The organism is Aquincola tertiaricarbonis (assembly GCF_000969605.1).
GTDB classification, from domain to species: domain Bacteria; phylum Pseudomonadota; class Gammaproteobacteria; order Burkholderiales; family Burkholderiaceae_C; genus Aquincola; species Aquincola tertiaricarbonis.
The window spans coordinates 93539-111529 of sequence record NZ_JZUE01000013.1; the positions used below are offsets into that span (position 1 = coordinate 93539).

Below are 17991 nucleotides of genomic sequence, written 5' to 3' on the forward strand. Positions count from 1 at the left end.
GCCTTTCAGGCAGCGGGCGCAAAGCGCCACACCCCATCATCATCACGCCGCCGCTGCAGCTGACCGCCATGCCACAGCATGTGCAGGTGGGCGAGGGATTCGGCCATCGCGAAGGTGGTCTGGTGCGCGTCCAGCTCGCGGCGGAACAGCACCGGCAGCATGTCGGCGGCGCTGCCGGGGCGCTGGGCCAGGGCGGCCATCACGTCGGCCAGGCGGTCGTCGTGGTGGCGGCGCAGCTGGCTCACGCGGGTGTGCAGGCCCTTGAAGGGCCGGCCGTGGGAGGGCAGCACCAGCGTGTCCTCGGGCAGCTCGGCGGCGGTGCGGGCGATGGAGGCCAGGTACATCGGCAGCGGATTGCCTTCGGGTTCATTGCCATGCACGCCCACGTTGGTGCTGATGCGCGGCAGCACCATGTCGCCGGCGATCAGCACGCCGGCCTGCGCATCGTGCAGCGAGATGTGCTCGGGCGCATGCCCATGGCCCGCGATGCAGCGCCAGCGCGCATCGGCCACCTGCACGACCATGCCGTCCAGCAGGCGCCGGTAACTGGTCGGCAGCGCCGGCACCAGCTGCGCGAAGTGGTCGCTGCGGTGGCGGATGAGCTCCAGCGTCTGCGCATCCGCCAGCCCGTGTGCAGCCAGGAAGTCGGCGTTCTCGTCGCCGCCATGGCCGGTGCCGCTGCGCGCCAGCTGGGCCACGCCGAAGTCGGTGGCGCTGATCCACATGCGGCACTGCCAGCGCTCGGTCAGCCAGTGCGCCAGGCCGATGTGGTCGGGATGCATGTGGGTGACGATCACCCGCAGCACCGGCAGGCCCTGCAGCGCGGTGTCGAACACCTGTTGCCAGGCGGCGCGGGTCTCGGTGCTGTCGATGCCGCAATCGACGATGGTCCAGCCCTCGCGCCCGTCCTGCCGGTCGCGCAGCAGCCACAGGTTGATGTGGTCCAACGCGAAGGGCAGCGGCATGCGCAGCCAGTGGATGCCTGGCGCCACCTCCAGCGTGCTGCCGGGTTCGGGCAGGCTGTCGCCCAGGGGATAGACAAGCTGCAGTTCGTCGGGGTTGGCCATGGCTTGGTGCGCGGCCCGGGCCGCATTACATTTACGTTTACGTCAACGTCAGTGTAGACATGCCCGCCGCCCCCCGCCCCGCCCCGGAAGGCAAGACCTTCAGCATCACCGAGCTTTCGCAGGAGTTCGATGTCACCCCGCGTGCCATCCGCTTCTACGAGGACATGGGCCTGCTGGAGCCGGAGCGCCGCGGCATGAACCGCATCTACAGCCACCGGGACCGCACGCGGCTCAAGCTCACGCTGCGCGGCAAGCGGCTGGGCCTGAGCCTGACGGAGGTCAAGCAGCTGGTGGACATGTACGAGTCGCCGTCCGACACCACCCAGCAGCTGGAAGCCTTCCTGGCCATGCTGCACTCGCACCGGCAGCAGCTGGAGCGGCAGCTCGACGACCTGCAGCTGACGCTGGCCGAGATCGGCCAGCATGAGGCGCGCTGCCGGCGCATGCTCACCGAGGCACGCCGTTGCGAGCCCGGCGCCAAGCGGCCCGCCGCGCGCAAGCCGGCGGCGGCCAAGCGCCCCGCGTCCAGCCGGCCCGCCCGCAAGATCAAGGAGACGACATGACCCCCCGATCACCGCTGCCCACGCTGGTGGGCCAGCGCTGCACGCTGCGCGAGCTGGTGCCGGCCGATGCGCCCAGCCTGCAGCGCAATGCCGACGACGTGGAGGTGTGGCGCAACCTGTTCGAAGGTTTCCCGCATCCATACACCATGGCCGATGCCATCGCCTGGTGCGACGGCGGCGCGCATGACTCCGCCTACGGCCATGTGTGGGGCATCGACGTGCGCGGCGAAGTGATCGGCTGCGTGAACGTGGCGCCCCAGCAGGGCCCGTTGCGCTGCAATGCCGAGGTGGGCTACTGGATCGGCCAGCCGCACTGGCGCCACGGCATCGCCACCGAGGCGCTGGGCCTGGTCACCGCCTGGGTGTGGCAGGAACTGCCCGACATCACCCGCCTGTTCGCGCCCATCTTCGCGTGGAACACCGGCTCGCAGGCCGTGGCCGGCAAGTGCGGCTACGTGAAGGAGGCCGACATGCCGCGCAGCGCCATCAAGGACGGCCGCGTGATCGACCGGGTGCAGTTCGCCATCTACCGGCCTTGACGCCACCCTCCCGTTCCACAACTTCAGTCATCAACATGAGTTCGCATTCCCTTGACGACCTGCTCGGCAAGAACCGCAAATGGGCGGCCGACGTGGAGCAGCGCCAGCCCGGCTTCTTCAGCAGCCTGCTCAAGCAGCAGGAACCGCAGTACCTGTGGATCGGCTGCGCCGACAGCCGCGTGCCGGCCAACGAGCTGGTGGGCCTGGCGCCCGGCGAGCTGTTCGTGCACCGCAACGTGGCCAACGTGGTGGCGCACTCCGACCTGAACTGCCTGTCGGTGGTGCAGTTCGCGGTGGACCAGCTCAAGGTGCAGCACATCATGATCGTCGGCCACTCCAACTGCGGCGGCGTGCGCGCCGCGCTGTACAACAAGCGCGTGGGCCTGGTGGACAACTGGCTGCGCCATGTGCAGGACGTGCGCAGCCGCCACCAGGCCTGGCTCGACACCGTGCCCGAGGCCCGCAAGGTGGACGCGCTGTGCGAGCTGAACGTGCTGGAGCAGGCCCGCAACGTGTGCGAGACCACCGTGGTGCAGGACGCCTGGCAGCGCGGCCAGACGGTGGTGATCCACGGCTGGTTCTACGGCCTGCACAACGGCCTGCTGCAAGACCTTCGCATCACCGTCGGTAGTTCGGACGACGTGAACGGCGCCTATGAAGCCAGCCTCGCGGCCCTTCAGCAGCGCTACGCCCTCACCCCCTGACAGCGCGACCGCGCAGCCTACCGAACATGTTCCCGCACCAGCTCACCGACGGCCGTGCCTTCCACATCGCCCAGGCCCTGCGCGATGGCTTCAACCGCCACTACACCCTGTTCCGCCAGACCAGCGCGGAAGCCAAGCAGCGCTTCGAGCGGGCCGACTGGCAGGGCCAGCAGCGGGCCCAGCGGGAGCGCATCGAGTTCTACGACCTGCGGGTGGACGAGGCGGTGGAGCGGCTGCAGACCGAGTTCGATGCCAACAGCCTGCCGATGGACGTGTGGCAGCAGGTCAAGCTGCACTTCATCGGCCTGCTGACCGACCATCACCAGCCCGAGCTGGCCGAGACCTTCTTCAACTCGGTCACCACCCGGGTGCTGCACCACAGCTACTTCCTCAACGACTTCATCTTCGTGCGCCCGGCGCTCAGCACCGAGTACATCGAGAACGACGAGCCCGCCGCCACGCCCACCTACCGCGCCTACTACCCCACGCGGGAGACGCTGCACGAGACCATGGTGCGCGTGGTGCACAACTTCCAGCTGCAACGGCCCTTCGTCGACCTGGAACGCGACATCACCCGCGTGCTGGAGGTGCTGGAGCCCGAGATGGGCATGTCCCGCCTGCGGGCCAACTTCCAGATCCAGGTGCTGGCCTCGCTCTTCTATCGCAACAAGGGCGCCTACCTGGTGGGCAAGGTGATCAACGGCTTCCGCGAGCTGGGCTTCGCGCTGCCCATCCTGCATGACGACGACGGCGGGCTCATCATCGACACCGCGCTGCACGGCGAGGACGACCTGCAGATGCTGTTCAGCTTCGCACGGGCCTACTTCATGGTGGACATGGAGATCCCCAGCGCCTACGTGCAGTTCCTGCGCTCGCTGATGCCGCGCAAGCCGCGCGCCGAGATCTACAGCGCCCTGGGCCTGCAGAAGCACGGCAAGAACCTGTTCTACCGCGACTTCCTCTACCACCAGCGCCACAGCAGCGACCGCTTCCGCATCGCGCCCGGCATCAAGGGCATGGTGATGCTGGTGTTCGACCTGCCCTCGTTCCCTTACGTGTTCAAGTGCATCAAGGACTTCTACCCGCCGCAGAAGGAAACCACGCGCGAGCAGATCCAGGGCAAGTACCAGCTGGTGAAGACCCACGACCGCGTGGGCCGCATGGCCGACACGCTGGAGTACAGCAACGTGGCCTTTCCGCGTGCGCGGTTCGAGGATGAGCTGATCGCCGAGCTGAAGCACTTCTGTCCCAGCCTGATCGAGGAGGACGGCGACTGGCTCGTCATCCGCCACGTCTACATCGAGCGGCGCATGATCCCGCTGAACATCTTCCTGCAGGAAGCCACGCCCGAGCAGATCGAGCATGCGGTGCTGGAGTACGGCAATGCCATCAAGGACCTGGTGGCGGCCAACATCTTCCCGGGCGACATGCTGTGGAAGAACTTCGGTGTCACGCGGCACGGCAAGGTGGTGTTCTACGACTACGACGAGATCGAGTACCTGACCGACTGCAACTTCCGCCGCGTGCCCGCGCCGCGCAACGAGGAGGACGAGATGTCCGGCGAGGTCTGGTACTCGGTGGGTCCGCGCGACGTGTTCCCCGAGACCTTCGAACCCTTCCTGCTGGGCAACCCGGCGGTGCGCAAGGTGTTCATGGCCCACCATGCCGAGCTGCTGGACGCTTCGTTCTGGCAAGCCCACAAGGAGCGCATTGCCGCCGGGCATGTGCACGATGTCTTCCCCTACGAGCCCGAGCGCCGCTTCCATCTCCGTCATGCTGTTTGAAAGGACGAACCCATGAGCAACGATTCCATCGTCATCGTCTCCGCCGCCCGCACGCCCATCGGCGGCCTGCTGGGCGACTTCGCCGCGCTGCCCGCCTGGGAGCTGGGCGCAGTGGCCATCCGAGCCGCGGTGGAGCGTGCCGGCGTGCCGGGTGACGCCATCAACGAGGTGCTGTTCGGCAACTGCCTGATGGCGGGCCAGGGCCAGGCACCGGCCCGCCAGGCGGCGCGCAAGGCCGGCCTGCCCGATTCGGCCGGCGCCGTCACGCTGAGCAAGATGTGCGGCTCGGGCATGCGGGCCATGATGTTCGGCCACGACATGCTGGCCGCGGGCAGTGCCGACGTGGTGGTGGCCGGCGGCATGGAGAGCATGACCAATGCGCCGCACCTGATGGTCGCGCGCAAGGGCATCAAGTACGGCGCCTCGGCCGTGTACGACCACATGGCGCTGGACGGCCTGGAAGACGCCTACGAGCGCGGCAAGGCGATGGGCGTGTTCGCCGAGTCCTGCGCGGCCAAGTACCAGTTCAGCCGCGAGGCGATGGACGCCTTTGCCATCGCCTCCACCCAGCGCGCCAAGCAGGCCAACGAAGACGGCAGCTTCGACTGGGAGATGGCCGCGGTGACGCTGCCGGGCAAGGCAGGCGACGTGCAGGTCACGCGCGACGAGCAGCCCTTCAAGGCCAAGCTGGACAAGATCCCCGGCCTGAAGCCGGCCTTCAAGAAGGACGGCACCATCACCGCCGCCACCTCGTCCAGCATCAGCGACGGCGCCGCCGCGCTGGTGCTGATGCGCGAGAGCGATGCGGCCCGCCACGGCGCCCAGCCCATCGCCCGCATCGTCGCGCACAGCGTGCATGCGCAGGCACCCGAGTGGTTTGCCACCGCGCCCGCCGGTGCCATCGACAAGGTGCTGAAGAAGGCGGGCTGGCAGCCCGGCCAGGTCGACCTGTGGGAGGTGAACGAGGCCTTTGCCGCGGTGACCATGGCCGCGATGGCCGAGTTCAAGCTGCCGCATGAGATCGTCAACGTGCATGGCGGCGCGGTGGCGCTGGGCCATCCCATCGGCGCCTCGGGCGCGCGCATCGTCGTCACACTGCTGGGCGCGATGAAGAAGCGCGGTGCCCGGCGCGGCGTGGCCTCGCTGTGCATCGGCGGCGGCGAGGCCACCGCCATGGCCATCGAGATGCTGTGAAGGAGCAGCGCATGAAGGTGCTGGTGATCGGTGCTTCGCGCGGCCTGGGCCGCGAGCTGGTGCGGCAGTTCATCGCCGATGGCGCGCAGGTGACGGCCACCGCGCGCAGCGACGACGGCGTGGCCGCGCTCAAGGCCATGGGTGCAGAGGCCTTTGCGCTGGATGTGAACGATGCGGCCAGTGCCTCTGGCATCGCCTGGCGCTGCGACAACGCAGGCTTCGACCAGGTCTGGCTGGTGGCCGGTGTGTACGGCCCGCAGACGCAGGGCCTGCAGACGCCCACCGTCGAAGACTTCGACGCGGTGATGCATACCAACGTACTGGGCGCGATGCGCGTGCTGCCGCAGCTGGCCGATGCGCTGGCACCGGGCGCCCGGGTGGCGGTGCTGTCGTCGCGCATGGGCTCCATCGGCCTGCGCACGGCCAGCGCGGGCTGGCTGTACCGCGCCTCCAAGGCGGCGCTCAATTCGGTGCTGAAGGACGTGTCGCTGGCCTGGGCCGGCCGTGCCACCTGCGTGGCGCTGCACCCGGGCTGGGTGCAGACCGACATGGGCGGCGCACAGGCCGACCTCACGCCGGAGAAGAGCGCTGCCGACCTGCGCCGCACCGTCGGCGCGCTCACGCCGAGCGACAACGGCGGCTTCTTCAACCACGACGGCACGCCGCTGTCCTGGTAAGGCCGGACAAGGAACGAGAGGAGACGACCGCCATGCATCTGTCCGAAGACCACCGCGCGATCCAGGATGCCGTGCGCAGCTATGTGCAGGACCGCATCGCCCCGCAGGCCGCGCAGTGGGACAAGGCCCATCACTTCCCGGCGGCCGAACTGCGCGGCCTGGCCGAGCTGGGCTGCTATGGCGTGGCCGTGCCCACCGAGTACGGCGGCGCGGGGCTGGACTACCTGTCGCTGGCACTGATCCTGGAAGAGATCGCGGCTGGCGACGGCGGCACCTCCACCGTGGTCAGCGTCAACAACTGCCCGGTGTGTTCGATCCTGATGGCCTGGGGCACTGAGGCGCAGAAGCAGCAATGGCTTGCGCCGCTGGCCAGCGGCCAGATGCTGGGCGCCTTCTGCCTGACCGAGCCGCACGTGGGCTCGCAGGCCGATGGCCTGAAGACCACCGCGGTGCGCGATGGCGACGGCTATGTGATCAACGGCGTCAAGCAGTTCATCACCAGCGGGCAGAACGGCGACGTCGCCATCGTGATGGCGGTGACCGACAAGGCCGCAGGCAAGAAGGGCATCAGCGCCTTCATCGTGCCCACCAGGACGCCCGGCTACACCGTGGCGCGGCTGGAAGACAAGATGGGCCAGCACAGCAGCGACACCGCGCAGATCCTCTTCGAGAACTGCCGCGTGCCCGAAGCCAACCGCATCGGCGACGAAGGCCAGGGCCTGAAGATCGCGCTGTCAGGCCTGGAAGGCGGGCGCATCGGCATCGCCTCGCAAAGCGTGGGCATGGCGCGCGCGGCCTTCGAGGCGGCGCTGGCCTACAGCAAGGACCGCGTGGCCTTCGGCCAACCGATCTTCGAGCACCAGGCGGTGCAGTTCCGCCTGGCCGACATGGCCACGCAGATCGAGGCGGCGCGCCAGCTCATCTGGCATGCGGCCAGCCTGAAGGACGCCGGCCAGCCCTGCCTGAAGGAAGCCGCGATGGCCAAGCTCTTCGCCAGCGAAATGGCCGAGCGCGTGTGCAGCGCCGCCATCCAGACCCTGGGCGGCTACGGCTACGTGAGCGACTTTCCGCTGGAGCGCATCTACCGCGACGTGCGGGTGACGCAGATCTACGAGGGAACGTCGGACGTTCAGAAGATCCTGATCGGGCGGGCGTTGGCCACCTCCGCCGGCTGAAGCGGCGGCCGGCAGGGATTCCGCCGAGGCGCCCGCCCGGCGGTGCGTGATACGGTCAATCCACCATGAACGCCGCCGCGCCCATCGCCTTCTACTTCGACTTCTCGTCGCCGTATTCGTACATCGCCTCCGAGTGGATCGAAGCGTTGGCCGCGCGGCATGGGCGGGCAGTGAAGTGGCATGCCATCCTGCTGGGCGCCACCTTCCAGCACACCGGTCTCAAGCCGCCGGTCGACTATCCGCTCAAGCGCGAATACGCCCTGCGCGACTTCGCCCGCTCGGCGCGGGCTGAAGGCATCCCTTACACGCAGCCCGAGCAGTTCCCCATCCCCACGCAGAACGCGGCGCGCATCTTCTACTGGCTGCAGTCGCAAGACCCGGCGCGCGCCGCGGCCTGGGCGCATGCCGGGTTGCGTGGGTACTTCACCCGCGGCGTACGGCTGGACGATCCGGCCGCGCTCAAGTCGCTGGCCGAGGCTTCGGACATCGACCCGCAAGCCGCTGAAGCCGCCTGGGGCGACACGCAGTGGAAGCTGCGCCTGAAGCAGGCGAACGACGATGCCATCGCCGCCGGCGTGTTCGGCACGCCCTGGTTCGTGGTGGACGGCGAGCCCTTCTGGGGCAACGACCGCAAGTCGCAGATCGAGCGCTGGCTGTCCGGCAATCCGTTCTAGCCCGTTCCAGCGTTCAACGAGGTGCCCGCATGGACCTGCCCCGCCACCTGTCCATACAAGCTCACGCCAACCGGCTGGCCAACCACAGGCTGCACCAGGCCATGGGCGTGCTCGGCCGCGACGAGTTCCATGCGCCGCGCACCAGCTTCTTTCCCAGCCTGGCGGCCACGCTGAACCACCTGCTGGCCGTGGACCTGTACTACATCGGCGCGCTGTACGGCGAGCCGGGTGGCGCCCAGGCCTTCGAGCAATTCAAGCCTGCCGACACGGTGCTGGAACTGGCGGAAAGGCAGGCCGCGAGCGACCAGCGCCTCATCGACTACTGCCTGCGCCTGACGCCGGCCGGCTGCGATGCCGAGGTGGCGATGGACCGCGGCGACCATGTGCAGCGTGATGCCGCCGGCCATGTGCTGTCCCACCTCTTCATGCACCAGACGCACCACCGCGGCCAGGCGCATGCCATGTTGAGCGGCACCGCCATCAAGCCGCCGCAGCTCGACGAGTTCCTGATGCCCAGCGATGCGCACTACCGCGTGACGGACATGCAGCTGCTGGGCTGGCGCGAGGAAGACGTCTACCGCCAGGCGGCTGTCACCACCGGTTCGTAGGCCTGCTTCATCCGCTGGAACGACGACCAGAACGGCCGCGGCGTGCGGCCGGCCAGGCGGTCCACCAGCACGCCGATGTGCGTGTGCCAGCCACCCGACACGCTGAGCATCGAGTTGCGCGACGCCAGCCGGCTGTGGGTGATGGTGAGCCGGACGCGGTCGCCCTCGGCCGGCGCCAGCTCGAACACCACCTGCGATGGCGGTGCCCCGGCAGGCTCGGGCCAGCTCAGCACCAGGCGCTGCGGCGGATGCCATTCCAGCACCGTGCCGCCGTGCTCCCCGATGTCGCCATCGCTGCACAGCTCGGCGGGCGCGGGTGCGGGCTCCACCGTGGGCGAGAGGTCTTCGTGCTTGAAGTGCAGCGTGTAGCGGCCGCCAACGCGCGGCTCCATCGGGCCGCCGGCAAGCCACAGCGCCCGCTGGTCGGATTCGACGAGGTAGGACCACAGGCGTTCCGGCGTGCCGGGCAGCAGCCGTTCGATGCGCACGGTGGCCGGTGCGGTCACCTGGCCCATCGGCTCCGCGTCGGCATGCGGGTCCTGCAGGGGGCTGGGGGAGGTGGAAGGGTTCATCGGGCTTTTCCTTTTGCGGGTCGGCGCGCCTTCTTGGCTGGCGCAGGGGCGGGTCTGGCGGCCGCGGCTGCAGCGGCGTCTTCGGCCTGCAGCGCGGCTTCCAGGGCATCGAGCCTGCGGGACCAGAAGGCCTGCTGCTCGTGGATCCACGCGCTGGCCTGGGCCAGCGGCGCGGGGTCGAAGGACAGGATGTGCTCGCGCCCCACCACCCTGCGGCGCACCAGTTGCGCGCGCTCCAGGATGCGGATGTGCTTGGACACCGAGTTCAGAGAGATGTCGAAGGGCGCTGCCAGCTCGGTCACCCGTGCCTCGCCCAGCGCCAACCTGCGAAGGATGGCGCGACGCGTGGCGTCGGCCAGCGCGGTCATGGTGTCGTCGAGCATGTCCAAATCATTCACCTTTGTGGGTGAATATAGAGCCTGCCGCACAGCTGTCAAGGCCGCTAAGCTGGGCACATGACATCGCCAGCCCACACCCCATGCTTCTTCGCGGCCCGTGCCGTGTTCCTCGGCCTGGCCATGGCGGCCGCGGCCGCCGTGCAGGCCGAGCCCATCGGCGAGGTGGACACGGTCTTCAAGTTCATCGGGCCCGACCACAAGATCGTGGTCGATGCCTACGACGACCCCGGCGTGGCCGGCGTCACCTGCTACGTGTCGCGCGCCAAGACGGGCGGCGTGAAGGGTGCGCTGGGCCTGGCCGAGGACAAGGCCGAAGCCTCCATCGCCTGCCGCCAGACCGGCCCCATCAGCTTCCCCAAGCCGCTGCCGATGCAGCAGGAGATGTTCAGCGAGCGCATCTCGCTGATCTTCAAGCGGCTGCGTGTGGTGCGCATGGTGGACAAGTCGCGCAACACGCTGGTGTACCTGACCTACTCCGACCGCGTGATCGAAGGCTCGCCCCAGAACAGCCTGACGGCCGTGCCGGTGGACCGCGGCACGGTGATTCCGGTGAAGTGAGGCGATGGGCGCCACGGCCGACGCTGACCAACGCTGCGCCCTCGTCCGCACGCTGTGGACCTGCGTCCAGGCGCGTGACTGGGCTGGCATGCGGGCGCTGTATGCCCACGACGCGGTGACGCACTGGCCGTGCAGCGGCGAGTGGTTCCTCAGCGCCGATGCCATCGTGAAAGCCAACGCGGTCTACCCCGAGGGCTGGACCGTCACGCTGCAGTCGGTGGATGCGCTGGCCGATGGCGGCGTGCATGCGGTGGTGCGCGTGGACCATCCGCCGGGCGTCTTCTTCGCCAATGCCCGCTATCGTTTCACCGACGATGCGCCGCCCGCCACGGGCCCGCGGATTGCCGGCGTGGTGGAGCACTGGGCCACGGCCGAGCCGCCGCCGACATGGCGCACGGCCGAAGCCCTGGGCGGCGCCTACCGCCGCGACACCGTCTGAACCCGACCTCCGCATGAACCTCGACACCACCCAGCTCGTCGCACTGGCCGCCGCCCTCGGCTGGGCCAGCGGCCTGCGGCTGTATGCGGTGGTGTTCCTCACCGGGCTGTCGGGCTGGCTGGGCTGGGTGCAGCTGCCCAGCGGGCTGCAGGTGCTGCAGAGCCCGGTGCTGCTGTCGGTCAGCGGCGCGCTGGTGGCCGTGGAGTTCCTGGCGGACAAGATCCCCTGGGTGGATTCGGCCTGGGACGTGCTCAACACCGCCATCCGCATCCCGGCCGGCGCCGCGCTGGCCTACGGCGTGTTCGGCGGCGACGAGACCACCTGGGGCGCGGTCGCCGCGCTGCTGGGCGGCGGGCTGGCAGCCACCGCGCATGCCGCCAAGTCGGCCACGCGGGCGGCGGTCAACACCTCGCCCGAGCCGTTCAGCAACATCGGCCTGTCGTTGCTGGGCGATGCCTTCGTGCCCGGCATGCTGTGGCTGTCGGTCAACCAGCCGCTGTGGTTCTTTGCCGGGCTGGCGGTGGCGCTGGTGGTGATGGTCGCGGTCATCGTGCTGCTGTCGCGCTTTCTGCGCGGGCTGGTGCAGCGGCTGCGCGGGCATTGGCGGGCCGCGGCCGCCTGAGGGCCCGCTGCAGCGGCCGGCCGCGGTTGGTGGTGCAATCACCACATGAGCACCGCCGACAGCCCCACCTCCACCACCCCTGAAATAGCCACCGCCTCTGAAGGCTTCGCCCGCGTCACCGCGCTGCTGGCCGAGCTGGGCCATCCGCATGTGCCGCGTTGGCTGGGCGTGCCGGCGCGCACCTCGCAGGAGGCGGCCGATGCGCTGGGCATCTTGGTGGGGCAGGTGGCCAAGAGCGTGATCTTCAAGCGCAAGGCCGACGATGCGGCCGTGCTGGTGGTGGCCTCCGGCGACCGGCGGGTGGACGAGAAGAAGGTGGCCGCGCTGGTCGGGCCGATCGGCCGCGCCGATGCCGCCTTCGTGAAGTTGCGCACCGGCTTTTCCATCGGCGGGGTGTCGCCGGTGGGCCATGCCGAGAAGCTGGTGACGCTGATCGACGACCAGCTGTTCCGCTTCACCGAGGTGTGGGCCGCCGCCGGCCACCCGAACGGCGTGTTCATGCTCAGCCCGCAGCAGCTGGAAGCGTTGACCGGCGCGCCGGTGGCCGACGTGGTGCAGGCATGACGCGCACGCCCGGTCCGGCCGCGGCGGTGGCCTCGCCCTGCATCAACGTGTGCCAGATGCATGCCTCGACCGGCTGGTGCATCGGCTGCGGCCGCACGCTGGACGAGATCGCCGCCTGGAGCCGGCTGGACGACGGCGGCAAGCGCGCGGTGTGGACGCTGTTGCCGCCGCGCATGACCCGCCTGCGGCAGCTGAAGGTGCAAGAACGGAAGGCTCGGCCATGAAGCAGATCCGGTTCTGGTTCGACGTGATCTCGCCCTACGCCTGGCTGGCCTTCGACCGGCTGCCGCAGGTGCTGGAGGGCCATTCGCATGCAGTGGAGTACCGGCCCCTGCTGCTGGGCGCGGTGCTGCAGCACTGGGGCCAGCGCGGGCCGGCCGAGATCGCGCCCAAGCGCGACTGGACCTACCGGCAGATCGCCTGGCTGGCGCGCCAGCAGGGCACGCCGCTGGCCCCGCCAGCGCAGCATCCGTTCAATCCGCTGGCGCTGCAGCGGCTGGCCCTGGCCTGCTGCCCGGCGGGCGGTGCGCCCAACCGGCGCGTGGTGGAGGCGCTGTTCCGCCATGTGTGGTGCAGCGGAGGTGCCGATGCCAACGAGCCGCAGCGCCTGGCAGCGCTGGCGGCCGAGCTGCAGCCGCCGCGCTACCCGGCATCGGCCGAGGTGAAGGACGAGCTGAAGTTGTCCACGCAGGCCGCCATCGCGCGCGGCGTGTTCGGCGTGCCGGCCTTCGAGCTGGAAGGCCGCGTGTTCTGGGGCCTGGACGCGCTGCCGATGCTGGCCGCCGCACTGGCCGGCGACCCGTTCTTCGACGGGCCGTGGGACGAGGCCGCCGCGCCGCGGCCGGCCGTCACACGCGGGTGAGCGGGTTCTCGTTCAGCAAGAGCTCGCGCAGCTCTTCCGCGCCGATGGCCTTGCCCTGGTCCTGCCCTTCCAGCAGGCCGTCGGCCAGGCCACGCTTGTCGCGGTGCAGGTCGACGATGCGCTCCTCGATGCTGCCGGCCGTGACCAGCCGGTAGACGGTCACCGGCCGCTGCTGGCCGATGCGGTGGGCGCGGCCCATGGCCTGGTCTTCCGCCGCGGGGTTCCACCACGGATCGACGATCAGCACGTAGTCGGCCATCGTCAGGTTCAGGCCGAAGCCGCCGGCCTTCAGGCTGATGAGGAACAGCTCGCCCTCGCCGCGCTGGAAGGCCGCCACGCGCCTGGCACGCTCGGGCCCGGGCGTGCTGCCGTCCAGGTACTGGTAGGCGATGCCGGCGTCGTCCAGCCGCGCGCCCAACAGCTTCAGGAAGTCGGTGAACTGGCTGAACACCAGCGCCTTGTGCTGGCCGTCGACCAGCTCGCGCACCAGCGTCTCGAACTCCTGCGCCTTGCTGCCGACGATGCCCAGTTCCGGCGCCACCAGCCGCGGGTCGCAGGCGGCGCGGCGCAGCCGCGTGAGCTCGGCCAGCACATGGAAGGCGGCCTCGGGGTTGCCGTCGTTGGACATAGCGCGGATGCGCTCCACCGCATTGCGCCGCAGCGCTTCCAGGAAGTTGCGCTCGGCCTCGCTGGGCTGGATGTGGTGGACGATCTCGGTGCGCGGCGGCAGGTCGGTCAGCACCTGGGCCTTGGTCCGCCGCAGCAGGAAGGGCGACACCAGCCGCCGCAGCCGTGAACGCGCCGCCGCATCGCCCTGGCGTTCGATGGGGCTGCCGAAGCGCTCGTTGAACTGCGTGGCCGTGCCCAGCAGGCCGGGGTTCAGCATGTTCATGATCGACCACAGATCGGCCAGCCGGTTTTCCACCGGCGTGCCGGTGAGCGCCAGGCGGAAGTCGGCCTTCAGCTCGGCCACCGACTTGGCGCGCTTGGTGGCCGCGTTCTTCACCGCCTGGGCCTCGTCCATCACCAGCGTGGACCAGGTGCGGCGGCCGAAGCGGTCGCCGTCCAGCTGCACCAGCGCGTACGACACGATCAGCAGGTCGCCCGGCCCGGCGTCGTCGATCAGTGCATCACGCCCGCGCTCGTTGCCGGGGTCGCCGTAGATCGCGGCGCGCAGCCCGGGCGCAAAAGTGGCCGCTTCGGCCAGCCAGTTGCCGGCCACCGAGGTGGGCGCAATCACCAGCGCCGGCCCGCGCTCGGCGCGCGACAGCAGCAGCGCCAGCGTCTGCACCGTCTTGCCCAGGCCCATGTCGTCGGCCAGGCAGGCGCCCAGGCCGGCATGGGCCAGCCGCGCCATCCAGGCGTAACCCTCGGCCTGGTAGCCGCGCAGCTCCGCGCGCAGGCCCTTGGGCGGCTCGGGCTGCAGCGAGGCGGCGGCTTCCAGCGCATCGAGCCGGGCGCGCCAGGGGTTGTCGCCTTCCACCTGCATGCCGTCGAGCGTGGCTTCCAGCCAGGCGGCGCCGGCGGCGGGCAGCGCGAACACGCCGTCGGGCCGCACGCCGCCCAGCGCGGCCAGGTCGGCCAGTTGCTGGCGCAGGCGGTCGGTGAGGGCGAGGTATTCACCTTCGCCCAGCGCCACGAAGCGGCCGGCCTTGGCCTGCTGGGCCATCTGCATCAACTGCTGCAGGCCGACCACGCGGGCATCGTCGACCTTCAGCTCGCCTTCCAGGGCGAACCACTGCCGCTCGCTGGTGACGCGCACTGCCAGCGCATGCGGTGCCACGGTGGTCACGCGCACCGGGCGGCCGCGCGGCCAGTCCAGCGCCACGATGGCGGGCAGCGTGGGCAGCATCTCCACCGCCTGCAGCGCCAGCTCGGGCGTGTCCAGCAGCCAGCCGGCCTCGCCGGCCTCGCTGCCGTCGAGGAAGGGCAGGGCATCCAGCACGCTGCGCAGGTGGTCCAGCTCCACCTGCAGGTGGCGACGGGTGGCCAGGCTGAGGCCATCGTGCAGCGTCATCAGCCGCTCGCGGCCGACGCCGGGCGGCACCGTGGGGCCGAAGCTGCCGAAGGGCATCACCACCAGCCGCAGCTGCAGCGCATCGCCCACCGGCACCAGCTGCGCGCGCAGGCGGCTTTCGCCGGGCACCTCCTGGCCGGCGGCGGCGTCGCTGTGCAGCTGGAAATGGCCGGCCAGCACCTTCAGCGCCGATTCCAGCTCGGCCTTGGCCTTCACCGGCACTGCCCAGTCCTGCGACACCAGCTCGGCCACCCGCCGCTGCGCCGCGGTGATGCGGATCAGCCGGGCGCGGTCGGGTGCGTCGCGCACGATGCGCAGGCTGTTGCGGCGCTCCAGCTCGGCCTGTCGTTCCTCGGCATAGAACCAGCCTTCGCCCAGGTGGGGCGGCGTGGCGGGCTGCAGGGGCGGATCGATGCGGAAGACGAACTGCTCGCCGCCTTCGCCCATGCGGCGGGCCACCTCGATCAGCGGCAGCGCCTCGCTCAGCTCCACGAACTGGCCGGGTTCGTCGGTGAAGAACACGGCGGGGTGGCGCACCAGCGCCTGGGCGGCACCGGTCACGTCCAGCACCAGCTGGCGGGCCGACCAGCGCGAGCGGTCGATGTTGCGGGCCACGGCCGCGTCGCGTGCATCCAGCCGGGCGCTGGCCTTCACCTTGTTCAGGCTCACCGGCTTGGGCTTGCGGGCGCCAGGCGGGCGCTCATAGGGCTGCACCGCCTGCACCCGGCCTTCGTCATCCAGCGTCAGGCCCCACAGCAGCGTGGTGGCCGGCAGCTGTGCGCCGTCGCTCGGCGCGGCATCGCCGCCCAGCGCGGTGATGGCGGCCAGCGCGTCGCGCCAGGCCTCGCGCGGGGCGGCCAGGAAGGGCGCGGGCGGCTCGCCGGCCGGCTCGTCCGGCGGCGCGGGCGGCACCGCCAGGCCGAGGCGGGCGCAGGCCTCGCGCACCAGTGCCGCCATCCAGCGCTCCTGCTGCGATTCGAGGCCGGCCACCAGGTGGCGCGCCCGCAGGTCGGTCCAGCCGGCGGGCGAATGGCCCAGCCAGGCGGCCAGCACCAGGTGGCTGGCCTGGCGCGTGAAGGTGTGCGGCTGCAGCGCCATCTGGCTGGGGAAGGCGAAGGCCTGCGGGTCGATGGCCTGGTCGCCCAGCCGCACCGCGGCCGCATGCGCCCACAGGCCCCAGAAGCTTTGCGCCGGCGGCGTGCGGCTGCCCGACTGGGTGACGCAGAACTTGCGCGCGGCCGTCCATTCGGCCGCGCCGGGCTGCGCCAGCAGCGCCAGCGCCAGCGGCCAGGCCATGCCATCGGGCAGCACCGGTTGCCGCTTGCCGGTGGACTTGGCCAGCCCCTTGATGGCCGCCAGGCCATCGCCCGCGGCCTGCGCCCAGTGGCCGGCATGCGCCAGGGCCAGGGCATCGAACAGCTCCACCAGCGGGCCGCCCAGGCCGTGCAGCGCGGCATGCAGGCCGGCCAGGTCACCCGCATGCAGGCGGCGCTCGGCCATCAGGCAGCGCAGCGGCGGCGGCACCTCGTCGGGCGCGCGGCGCAGCCAGGCATCCACCGCTTCCAGCAGTGGCTGGTGGCGGCTGGCCGGGCCGATGGCGCTGAGGGCGGTGGTGGCCACCGTGGCACGCAGCCCGGGCTCCAGCCGCTCGAACAGCACCGGCAGGAAGGGCTGCGTGAGCGCGGCCACCATCACGTCGGCGCTGCCGGCATCCACCAGCGGGCCCTGCAGCAGGCGGCTGAACTCCTCCATCGTGCGGCCGCCGTACAGCGCCAGCCGCAGCAGCGCCACGCGGTCGTCCAGCGCCGGCAAATGCACCCAGGCCGGCTCGGCGGCGCCGTTGGGCTGCACATGGGCGCCGGCGGCCACCGCCCAGCCCTGCCAGTAGCGCGGGGCCTCGGGCTGCAGCATCAGTTCGGTGAAGCGGGCGGCCCAGGCTTCGTCGGTGTCCACCACCGTGCCCAGGCCTTCCACCCGACGCGCCCGGCCATGGTTCACCAGATGGTCCAGGGCCTCGGTCACGTCGGCCAGCGCAGGCGCCGTACCGCCCTCCACGCGGTGGCCCATCCAGCGCAGCATCTGCAGCAGCCAGGTGCGGCTGCGTGGCGCGCCGGCCAGGCACAGGGCGTCGTACACGGCCTGCGCGGTGCGGTCGGTCAAGGGGCGGGCGGTGGAAAGCATGCGAACGGCAGGAGGTCGAGGCGCGGCCGGGCCGCTGCGGGAGGGGCGGAGTTTGTCAGCCTTCCGCCGGCCGCAACTCCGCCGCGGGGCGGATGCGCGGGGCGGCGCGGATACAGGATGTTTCAGTCGCCCGGGAATGCCCCCGCGCGGGCAGGCAGGCCGGGGTGTGAATATTCTCTGGCTGACATGTTGCTGACGCGCGCGCCATTGACTCTGGGGGCTGCGGCGGCGCAGTATTCCTGGTATGGGGCTGGAGCCGGCCCAACCTGGTTTTTTCAAGGAGGCCCGATGGCTGCAACCGAGCTCCCTGCCGACCTGACGCACACGGCACCCATGCTGCGGGGCAAGGTGCTCTACATCGAGGACGCCGAGACCAGCATGGCCGTGGTCGAGGGCATGATGCAGCACTTCCCCGGCGTGCAACTGCTGCAGGCCACCACCGGCCGCCAGGGCGTGGAGATGGTGCGCAGCGAGCATCCCGACCTGGTGCTGCTGGACATGCACCTGCCCGACATCCCGGGCCTGGAGGTGGTGCGCATCCTCAACCAGGACATCGCCGACCGCGGCCTGCGCGTGACCATCCTCACCGGCGACAAGCTGTCGATGGACATCATCAAGGCGATGAGCCTGGGGGCCTTCGAGTACTGGATCAAGCCGGTGGAGCTGCGGGTGCTGGCCTCGGGCCTGCGGCGCGCGCTGGGCGGGCGGCTGGCCCACCCGGCGCGGCACTTCCCGGTGCGCTGAAGGCGCGGGCCGCCGTCCCTGGCAGACTGGCGGGCCCCGCTCCGCCACA

Annotated in this window: 20 protein-coding genes; 16 read left to right on the forward strand and 4 right to left on the reverse strand. The window is 70.6% G+C overall.

Features of this window, described 5'->3' with window-relative positions; translation table 11 throughout:
• Positions 1-5: 5 nt before the first annotated feature.
• The gene (locus tag VO99_RS17270; protein ID WP_046114144.1) at positions 6-1067 is read right to left on the reverse strand and encodes an MBL fold metallo-hydrolase; all 1062 of its coding nucleotides are present in this window, start codon (positions 1065-1067) and stop codon (positions 6-8) included.
• Positions 1068-1126: 59 nt separating this feature from the next.
• Between VO99_RS17270 and VO99_RS17275 the strand changes: the two genes are divergently transcribed.
• From VO99_RS17275 to VO99_RS17315, 9 genes are all read left to right on the forward strand, one after another.
• Positions 1127-1630 (forward strand): MerR family transcriptional regulator, encoded by a 504-nt coding sequence (locus VO99_RS17275; RefSeq protein WP_046114145.1) that lies wholly within the window; start codon positions 1127-1129, stop codon positions 1628-1630.
• Positions 1627-2169, forward strand: coding sequence for a GNAT family N-acetyltransferase (locus VO99_RS17280; RefSeq protein WP_052736416.1), 543 nt, complete (start codon positions 1627-1629; stop codon positions 2167-2169). Before VO99_RS17275 ends, VO99_RS17280 begins: the two co-directional genes overlap by 4 nt.
• 35 nt (positions 2170-2204) lie before the next feature.
• Positions 2205-2873, forward strand: coding sequence for a carbonate dehydratase (gene can / locus VO99_RS17285; RefSeq protein ID WP_046114146.1), 669 nt, complete (start codon positions 2205-2207; stop codon positions 2871-2873).
• A gap of 26 nt (positions 2874-2899) precedes the next feature.
• Positions 2900-4657, forward strand: coding sequence for a bifunctional isocitrate dehydrogenase kinase/phosphatase (gene aceK / locus VO99_RS17290; protein ID WP_046114147.1), 1758 nt, complete (start codon positions 2900-2902; stop codon positions 4655-4657).
• 12 nt (positions 4658-4669) lie between these two features.
• Positions 4670-5851 carry an acetyl-CoA C-acyltransferase gene (locus VO99_RS17295; RefSeq protein ID WP_046114148.1) on the forward strand — a complete coding sequence of 394 codons (1182 nt, stop codon included), beginning with the start codon at positions 4670-4672 and terminating at the stop codon, positions 5849-5851.
• Positions 5852-5862: 11 nt separating this feature from the next.
• Positions 5863-6528 carry an SDR family oxidoreductase gene (locus VO99_RS17300; protein ID WP_046114149.1) on the forward strand — a complete coding sequence of 222 codons (666 nt, stop codon included), beginning with the start codon at positions 5863-5865 and terminating at the stop codon, positions 6526-6528.
• A 32-nt stretch (positions 6529-6560) separates the two neighbouring features.
• Positions 6561-7703 carry an acyl-CoA dehydrogenase family protein gene (locus VO99_RS17305; protein WP_046114150.1) on the forward strand — a complete coding sequence of 381 codons (1143 nt, stop codon included), beginning with the start codon at positions 6561-6563 and terminating at the stop codon, positions 7701-7703.
• A gap of 65 nt (positions 7704-7768) precedes the next feature.
• On the forward strand, positions 7769-8377 hold the full coding sequence (locus tag VO99_RS17310; protein WP_046114151.1) for a 2-hydroxychromene-2-carboxylate isomerase: 609 nt from the start codon (positions 7769-7771) through the stop codon (positions 8375-8377).
• Positions 8378-8406: 29 nt separating this feature from the next.
• Positions 8407-8985 carry a DinB family protein gene (locus tag VO99_RS17315; RefSeq protein WP_046114152.1) on the forward strand — a complete coding sequence of 193 codons (579 nt, stop codon included), beginning with the start codon at positions 8407-8409 and terminating at the stop codon, positions 8983-8985.
• On the opposite strand, the gene VO99_RS17320 is transcribed toward VO99_RS17315, so the two are convergent.
• Positions 8952-9557: an SRPBCC family protein gene (locus tag VO99_RS17320; protein ID WP_232315398.1), complete on the reverse strand. Its 606-nt coding sequence runs from the start codon at positions 9555-9557 to the stop codon at positions 8952-8954. The two genes, VO99_RS17315 and VO99_RS17320, sit on opposite strands and share 34 nt — an antisense overlap.
• A complete protein-coding gene (locus tag VO99_RS17325) occupies positions 9554-9940 on the reverse strand; it encodes an ArsR/SmtB family transcription factor (RefSeq protein ID WP_046114153.1) in 387 nt (128 codons plus the stop codon). The genes VO99_RS17320 and VO99_RS17325 overlap by 4 nt, the downstream gene beginning before the upstream one ends.
• A gap of 135 nt (positions 9941-10075) precedes the next feature.
• On the opposite strand from VO99_RS17325, the gene VO99_RS17330 reads away from it, so the two are divergent.
• Genes VO99_RS17330 through VO99_RS17355 form a run of 6 tightly spaced genes read left to right on the forward strand, consistent with a single transcriptional unit; the run spans position 10076 to position 13000 of the window.
• Entirely contained in the window at positions 10076-10513 is a 438-nt protein-coding gene (locus VO99_RS17330) for a CreA family protein (protein ID WP_046114240.1), read from the forward strand.
• A gap of 4 nt (positions 10514-10517) precedes the next feature.
• Positions 10518-10952: a hypothetical protein gene (locus tag VO99_RS28955; RefSeq protein ID WP_157039607.1), complete on the forward strand. Its 435-nt coding sequence runs from the start codon at positions 10518-10520 to the stop codon at positions 10950-10952.
• Positions 10953-10965: 13 nt separating this feature from the next.
• Complete coding sequence (locus tag VO99_RS17340) at positions 10966-11574, forward strand: DUF4126 domain-containing protein (RefSeq protein ID WP_046114154.1); 609 nt, start codon at positions 10966-10968, stop codon at positions 11572-11574.
• 45 nt (positions 11575-11619) lie between these two features.
• Positions 11620-12138 (forward strand): YbaK/EbsC family protein, encoded by a 519-nt coding sequence (locus VO99_RS17345; protein WP_046114155.1) that lies wholly within the window; start codon positions 11620-11622, stop codon positions 12136-12138.
• Positions 12135-12362: a DUF1289 domain-containing protein gene (locus VO99_RS17350; RefSeq protein ID WP_046114156.1), complete on the forward strand. Its 228-nt coding sequence runs from the start codon at positions 12135-12137 to the stop codon at positions 12360-12362. The genes VO99_RS17345 and VO99_RS17350 overlap by 4 nt, the downstream gene beginning before the upstream one ends.
• On the forward strand, positions 12359-13000 hold the full coding sequence (locus tag VO99_RS17355) for a 2-hydroxychromene-2-carboxylate isomerase (protein WP_046114157.1): 642 nt from the start codon (positions 12359-12361) through the stop codon (positions 12998-13000). The genes VO99_RS17350 and VO99_RS17355 overlap by 4 nt, the downstream gene beginning before the upstream one ends.
• Here the strand turns inward: VO99_RS17355 and VO99_RS17360 are convergent.
• Positions 12987-17177 carry a DEAD/DEAH box helicase gene (locus tag VO99_RS17360; protein WP_157039608.1) on the reverse strand — a complete coding sequence of 1397 codons (4191 nt, stop codon included), beginning with the start codon at positions 17175-17177 and terminating at the stop codon, positions 12987-12989. The two genes, VO99_RS17355 and VO99_RS17360, sit on opposite strands and share 14 nt — an antisense overlap.
• Before the next feature lie 309 nt (positions 17178-17486).
• Here VO99_RS17360 and VO99_RS17365 point away from each other — a divergent pair, with 309 nt between their 5' ends.
• The gene (locus tag VO99_RS17365; protein ID WP_083440684.1) at positions 17487-17942 is read left to right on the forward strand and encodes a response regulator; all 456 of its coding nucleotides are present in this window, start codon (positions 17487-17489) and stop codon (positions 17940-17942) included.
• Positions 17943-17991: the final 49 nt, after the last annotated feature.

Bases quoted from the DNA above. Each gene is read 5' to 3' on its own strand.
- VO99_RS17310 (WP_046114151.1), top strand. From the start codon at position 7,769: ATGAACGCCGCCGCGCCCATCGCCTTCTACTTCGACTTCTCGTCGCCG.
- VO99_RS17340 (WP_046114154.1), top strand. From the start codon at position 10,966: ATGAACCTCGACACCACCCAGCTCGTCGCACTGGCCGCCGCCCTCGGC.
- VO99_RS17345 (WP_046114155.1), top strand. From the start codon at position 11,620: ATGAGCACCGCCGACAGCCCCACCTCCACCACCCCTGAAATAGCCACC.
- can (WP_046114146.1), top strand. From the start codon at position 2,205: ATGAGTTCGCATTCCCTTGACGACCTGCTCGGCAAGAACCGCAAATGG.
- VO99_RS17295 (WP_046114148.1), top strand. From the start codon at position 4,670: ATGAGCAACGATTCCATCGTCATCGTCTCCGCCGCCCGCACGCCCATC.
- VO99_RS17320 (WP_232315398.1), bottom strand. From the start codon at position 9,557: ATGAACCCTTCCACCTCCCCCAGCCCCCTGCAGGACCCGCATGCCGAC.
- VO99_RS17270 (WP_046114144.1), bottom strand. From the start codon at position 1,067: ATGGCCAACCCCGACGAACTGCAGCTTGTCTATCCCCTGGGCGACAGC.
- VO99_RS17365 (WP_083440684.1), top strand. From the start codon at position 17,487: ATGGCTGCAACCGAGCTCCCTGCCGACCTGACGCACACGGCACCCATG.
- VO99_RS17275 (WP_046114145.1), top strand. From the start codon at position 1,127: ATGCCCGCCGCCCCCCGCCCCGCCCCGGAAGGCAAGACCTTCAGCATC.
- aceK (WP_046114147.1), top strand. From the start codon at position 2,900: ATGTTCCCGCACCAGCTCACCGACGGCCGTGCCTTCCACATCGCCCAG.
- VO99_RS17280 (WP_052736416.1), top strand. From the start codon at position 1,627: ATGACCCCCCGATCACCGCTGCCCACGCTGGTGGGCCAGCGCTGCACG.
- VO99_RS17315 (WP_046114152.1), top strand. From the start codon at position 8,407: ATGGACCTGCCCCGCCACCTGTCCATACAAGCTCACGCCAACCGGCTG.
- VO99_RS17355 (WP_046114157.1), top strand. From the start codon at position 12,359: ATGAAGCAGATCCGGTTCTGGTTCGACGTGATCTCGCCCTACGCCTGG.
- VO99_RS17350 (WP_046114156.1), top strand. From the start codon at position 12,135: ATGACGCGCACGCCCGGTCCGGCCGCGGCGGTGGCCTCGCCCTGCATC.
- VO99_RS17325 (WP_046114153.1), bottom strand. From the start codon at position 9,940: ATGCTCGACGACACCATGACCGCGCTGGCCGACGCCACGCGTCGCGCC.
- VO99_RS28955 (WP_157039607.1), top strand. From the start codon at position 10,518: ATGGGCGCCACGGCCGACGCTGACCAACGCTGCGCCCTCGTCCGCACG.
- VO99_RS17305 (WP_046114150.1), top strand. From the start codon at position 6,561: ATGCATCTGTCCGAAGACCACCGCGCGATCCAGGATGCCGTGCGCAGC.
- VO99_RS17300 (WP_046114149.1), top strand. From the start codon at position 5,863: ATGAAGGTGCTGGTGATCGGTGCTTCGCGCGGCCTGGGCCGCGAGCTG.
- VO99_RS17330 (WP_046114240.1), top strand. From the start codon at position 10,076: ATGGCGGCCGCGGCCGCCGTGCAGGCCGAGCCCATCGGCGAGGTGGAC.